Genomic DNA, 5489 nt, shown 5'->3' on the forward strand with positions numbered 1-5489 from the left:
CAGGATGCGGGGCCGGCGATACAGCGCCCGGGCCAGCAGCAGGCGTTGCTTCTGCCCACCCGACAGGCCGGTGCCCATCTCCCCCACCAGGGTGCTGTAATTCATCGGCATGGCCATGATCTCGGCAGCCAGGCGGGCCATGGCGGCGCATTGGCGCATAAGCATCAGGTCGGGCGTGGCCTCGAAGAAGGTGATGTTCTCCGCCAGTGAACCGGTCAGCAACTGATCATCCTGCATCACCACACCGATCTGTGACCGCAGGGCCACGGGGCCGATATGGTCGGCGGGCACGCCGTCGAACAGCACTTCCCCAGCCGTGGGGCGGAACAGGCCCAGCATGACCTTCAGCAACGTCGTCTTGCCCCCGCCCGACGGGCCGGTGATGGCGATGAATTCGCCGGGTGCCACCTCCAGATCGACGCCGGCGATCACGTCGGGCTCCGTCTCCGCATAGCGGTAGGCGACACCCTTCAGGGTGATGCCGCCTTTCAGCTCATGCGGGATCAGTGGGTCGGTGGCGTCACTCTCCAGCCCCTCTTCCTTGTCAGTGAGCGCGATATCGGCGATGCGGTCCAGGTGCAAATCCAGCATCCGATACTGGATAACGGTTTCCAGCAGCTTGGTCGCCTTGTCCAGGAACTGGCCCTTATAGCTCATGAACGCATAGAGCATGCCGATGGTGATCTGGTTCTCCATGGCCAGATGCGCGCCGACATAGACCGTGACGATATTTTCCAGCCCATAGATCAGGCCATTGGCGGTCGTGAAGTTCAGGTTCAACTGCCCCAACCGCACGCCGCGCGTGATGGTGTCGGCGAAGCGGTTCTGCCAAACCCCCTCCCGCTCGCTCTCATGCCCGAAAATTTTGATGGTCTGGATGGCGCGGGCACTTTCGATAAAGCTGGACTGCTCCTTGGCCGACGCGGCAATCGCCTCCTCCTCCCGCTGGCGCAGCAGGTGGAAGGAGATCAGGCGGACGCCAACATAAAGCGCCAGCGCCACCAGCACGATCAAGGCCAGCTTCACCGAATAAAGGAAGATCATCACCAGCGTGATGATGGCCATCACCCCATCGACCAGCGCGGCGATCAGGCCATTGGTGAACAGGTCGCGGATGGGGTGGGTGGAACCAAACCGGCTGACCATGTCGCCGATATGCCGCTTCTCGAACCAATCCAGGGGCAGGCGCAGCAGATGGTGGAACAGGCTGGCCCCCATCTGGTGGTTGATCAAGCCGCCCAGCACGAGCAGCACCCGCCCGCGCAGCCATTCGGCCACCAGCTTTACCGCCGTGAACAGGCCAAAGCCGATGGCCAGCGCCCACATCAGGTCGCCGTCACCCTTTAGCACCGCTTCGTCCACGGCGATCTGCATGTAGAAGGGGCTGGCCACGACGAAGAGTTGCAGCACGACCGACAGGACCAGTGCCTGGGCCAACGCGGTTTTCATGCCCGCGATGCGACCCCAGAGCGCCGTCAGGGGCAGGCGCGTGCGCTCCTGGCGTTTCTCAAAGGCTGGGGTGGGGGTCAGTTCCAGGGCCACGCCCGTGAAATGCTGCCCCACCTCGGCCAGAGTCATCCGGCGTTCGCCGTATGCGGGGTCCAGGATGGTGACCTTCTCCCCTTTCACTGCCGCCAAAACCACGAAATGGTTCATATCCCAGTGCAGGATGGCGGGCAGCTTCAGATCCTTCATCTGCGCCGGTTCCAACCGCAGGCCCCGCCCGCTGAAGCCCAACTTCTGCGCCATCAGCAGGATGGTTTTCATCGTCGTCCCCTTCAGGGAAATGGAGAAACGACGACGAAGTGCTGGCAGGTCCGTCTCGTAGCCATGGTGGTTGGACACCATGGCGAGACAGGCAAGGCCGCATTCGGTGGCTTCGGATTGGAAGGTAATCCTCATGGTTCAGTATCAGCCAATAATCCAGAAGTAGTGGGTTTTGTACGAAAGGGGCATATTTGCCTACGCATTGCCCGGCGAGCACAAAAAGTAAGCAAAGAGAGAAAAACGATACCGGTTAAATTACTAAAATTTATTCGGCGAAAATTCCTTGAAGAACGGGCAAAAATTTTTATAAAATTATCAAATACAAACATTTATATAATGTTTCAATTACATTGATTGTTTTTATACTATGTAAAGTGTAGTTTATTTTTTAAATTATCTGAGTATATTTGTAAAAAATAAAATATTTGTGATAAAAAGAAATTATTTAAAATAACATTGCCATCATTTTCAATTTTAATAATATCCAGGAAAAAAACTTCAATTACCTAAAAAATCTAATCTATTTTCTATAATACTTATATATTACTTCTACGATAAGAAAAATCACGGCAGCTAAAGCTGCTATGTCGAGCGTACTCAGTTCCGGTATGATGCCAAAGCTGCGGAGTGCGGCTATGGCGACGCCGAATGAGAACGCAGTAGCCGCAATGGACACTGCTCTCTTTATGGTATTAAAGTCCATCTCACATCCCTCCTAAAAGAGATAACTGGCGCAGCAAATCTATATGGTTTACGCGAGGCCCATGAGAAAGATTTCTAATGGGCCTCGCGCTGTGGCATCGAGTTCAATGAAAACAGAAAATTGAGCCCGATTTAATGGTGTCTGGCAGTGTCATTCAAAGCCGAACTGGCTGGCAACAGCTTCCCAAGCACTTTCGCCAATACCAGCGAAGAAACCCGCAGCTGCGCCAGCCGCTGCCCATTTTGCACCGGATGCTGCGAGTTTTCCGGCGGCAATCACTGCGGCCGGCAGTGGCCCACCTGCGACAAGGGCTAGATCATCTTCATTGAGGAGCGATATTCGATTGTTATCAGCAGTCGTAGATACGTTCATTTCCAACTCCATTGCTGTTGTTTGGGGATTTTTTTACGTCGAGATTTTAACTTCTCGCGGTCCAACGCCGTTATGGCGAATGAACAAAACAATCTGATATAAATTATTACATAGAATGAAAAATTATTGAGCCAGAGCTAATTTACTGATCTTAACATTAAATTATCCAGTATCCAGTATCCAGTCTGCTACTCTCTTGTTCTCAAGTAAAATATCAGCCCGCAAACCCATATCTGCCTGGATGTGCAATTGACCGCGCTTTAGTCTCACTAGCTCTTGATCTAGCGCCACCGATACGCGATAAGTAGACTCATTTATATAAACTATACCGATTATTCCCTGCGGCGTCACCATTGTTTGAGAGACTGTTTCCACCACTCCGCCATAGGTTCCAAAATGCTGATACGTAAAGGCGTCGTACATCAGGCGGACCCGTTGGCCGACCTCAACAAAACCGGTGGCCCGGCTGGAAACAATGTCAGGGTTCGCATCCGCTCGCCCCTACATTGTTTCCACCTCATATCATCACGGTCTAACCCTTTACAGGCCGCTCCTTATGTATCGGTTTCAAGACTCTTACCCGTTCAGTCCCCGGGCTTGGAGGCCCTGCGCGTCACTATCGCCATAACCGCTGGTATCCCGCCAAGGCAAGGAGTCCTCTCCTTCCAACGAAATGCCGACCACGATGACGATAGCAGCGATGACCCAGCCCCAAAACCCACCACTTGCTTTGTCCAAGTCGTCCATGGAAAGCTCTTCAGGTTGCATGCACATATCATTCATTTTTCCAATCCTGTTTCAAGTTTTCACGTGTGACAAAAGTCACTAACCAATATATTTAAATTTATAGATGTTCATCAAAATCAGTAAGTTGTTTTATGGTCGACTTTTGTCTCATAGATGGTTTAAAATATCGTCCAGGATCCATCCGACTATTGTTCTTTCTTCGAGGACGAGGTCGGCCCTGACGGCCATGTCCGTCTGCAACGGTTTCTCGACTCCATCGGCATCTACCATTTCCCGGTCCAGCAGGACGGAAACTCGGTAGCTGGCCTCGACCGGCACCACCGGCCCGATCACCTCCGCTGGCGAGAACACAGTCTGCGATATCGTCGCCACGGAGCCGCCATAGGTGCCGAAATGCTGGTAGGGGAAGGCGTCATCCATCAAACGGACCCGCTGCCCGACCTCAACAAAACCGATGGCCCGGCTGGGCACATAGAGTTCCGCCTGCAAGGTCGCGCCGTCCGGCACCAGGGTCAGCACCGGCTTGGCCGGGTCCAGGCGCTGGCCTAGGGATGCTTGCAACGATGTCACTCGCCCTGCCGTGGGGGCGCGCACTTGTTGCCCGCCCTGCGCCGACACTTCCGCCAACCGTTGGCGCAACTCTGCCTGACTGGCCGACAGGCGCGACAGCCGGTCGGCGCTATCTATCGGCGCGCGGTCGCGGTCAATGCGGGCCTGGGCCAGGTCGGCGGACAGGGCCGTTACGCGCTGGTCGATGGCGGCCAGGCTTTGGCGTTGGCTCAACCAACTTTCTTCCCGCGCCCGATACTCGGCTTCCGACACATAGCCCTTGGCACGCAATTCGCCCAACGCCTTCAATCGCGCCTCAGTCACCGATGCTCGTTCAACCTGAAGGGTGCGCTGCGTTTCCAGGCTGGGCAGTTCGGCCAGCAGGCCATTGATCCGGGCCGACAGGCGCGCCTGGTCGGAGGCTAGCCGCGCTTGTTCGGCCGCAATCTGTTCTTCCAGCAAACTGACCTGCCGGTGCAGTCCGGCGCGCATGGCGGCATCCAAAGTGCCACCGCCGGCCAGACCGTGGCTGGTATCGACCGTGAACAGCGGGTCGCCAGCGGCGACCCGATCGCCGTTTTTCACGTATAGTTCCGTCAAGATGCCCGGCCGCACTGCCGCCACCCGCGCCGCCCCTTCGCGGGGGTTCAGGTACCCGGTGACGGTTTCCTTGCGTGCATATTCCGCCACCGATGCATAGGCCAGAGCCGCGACGACGGTCGCAGCCAGAAAACCTGTGATCAGTGCCCAGCCACGGTTGTTCAACCCCAATGGGATCGAATGGGTCTGACCGGTCAGGGCGGGGATGGGGCGGAAGGTCAGGGCCATGGTTGGTGTTGATGGTGTAAGGTTGGACATACACGCCCGAAATGGGCTTGCTGGTTAACGTTGTGTTAAAGTGCCACCCCCCCCGGTTGCCGTCAAGCGGAGTCACGCTACTTATGCAATTTTTCGACGGTTGCATATCCGCGTATTACCCGCTTTGAAATGCGATTGTTAAGATAATATCTCCATCAGATGAGTATGCCAGAATCTGCCGCTGGTCGATGGGCGAATCGGTTCTGGAATTGCACGCGAAACGCCCCACCCCCTTGCACACCACCCCTGCCACGCCTCGCCCCCCAGGGTCATTGCCTTCCGCCCCCTGTCCCCCTATCTTCGCGACCAATCCTTCATCCTGGCGCTGCTGAGTCCATGACCGACCTGTCGAAGATCCGTAACTTCTCCATCATCGCCCATATCGACCATGGCAAGTCGACGCTGGCTGACCGTCTGATTGAGTTCTGCGGCGCCATCGAGGCGCGGGACATGAAGGCGCAAGTGCTCGACAATATGGATATCGAGCGGGAGC

The 5489-nt window shown here is 55.8% G+C and carries 6 protein-coding genes; 1 reads left to right on the forward strand and 5 read right to left on the reverse strand.

The features are described from left to right. The 5 genes from Q0072_RS16100 to Q0072_RS16120 all read right to left on the reverse strand — a co-directional run. Positions 1-1902: peptidase domain-containing ABC transporter (locus Q0072_RS16100; RefSeq protein WP_298332188.1), on the reverse strand; the 1902-nt coding region annotated here is incomplete at its 3' end. Between the two features lie 718 nt (positions 1903-2620). After that, entirely contained in the window at positions 2621-2842 is a 222-nt protein-coding gene (locus Q0072_RS16105) for a hypothetical protein (protein WP_298332191.1), read from the reverse strand. A gap of 162 nt (positions 2843-3004) precedes the next feature. Continuing rightward, a complete protein-coding gene (locus tag Q0072_RS16110; protein ID WP_298332194.1) occupies positions 3005-3265 on the reverse strand; it encodes a hypothetical protein in 261 nt (86 codons plus the stop codon). 153 nt (positions 3266-3418) lie between these two features. Continuing rightward, positions 3419-3589, reverse strand: coding sequence for a hypothetical protein (locus Q0072_RS16115; protein WP_298332198.1), 171 nt, complete (start codon positions 3587-3589; stop codon positions 3419-3421). A gap of 147 nt (positions 3590-3736) precedes the next feature. Beyond that, a complete protein-coding gene (locus Q0072_RS16120) occupies positions 3737-4996 on the reverse strand; it encodes an HlyD family efflux transporter periplasmic adaptor subunit (RefSeq protein WP_298332201.1) in 1260 nt (419 codons plus the stop codon). A 336-nt stretch (positions 4997-5332) separates the two neighbouring features. On the opposite strand from Q0072_RS16120, the gene Q0072_RS16125 reads away from it, so the two are divergent. Beyond that, positions 5333-5489 (forward strand): GTP-binding protein (locus Q0072_RS16125; protein WP_298332204.1); only part of this gene is annotated, 157 nt, incomplete at its 3' end.

The sequence above is a fragment of the Asticcacaulis sp. genome (assembly GCF_027484505.1).
Lineage (GTDB): Bacteria > Pseudomonadota > Alphaproteobacteria > Caulobacterales > Caulobacteraceae > Asticcacaulis.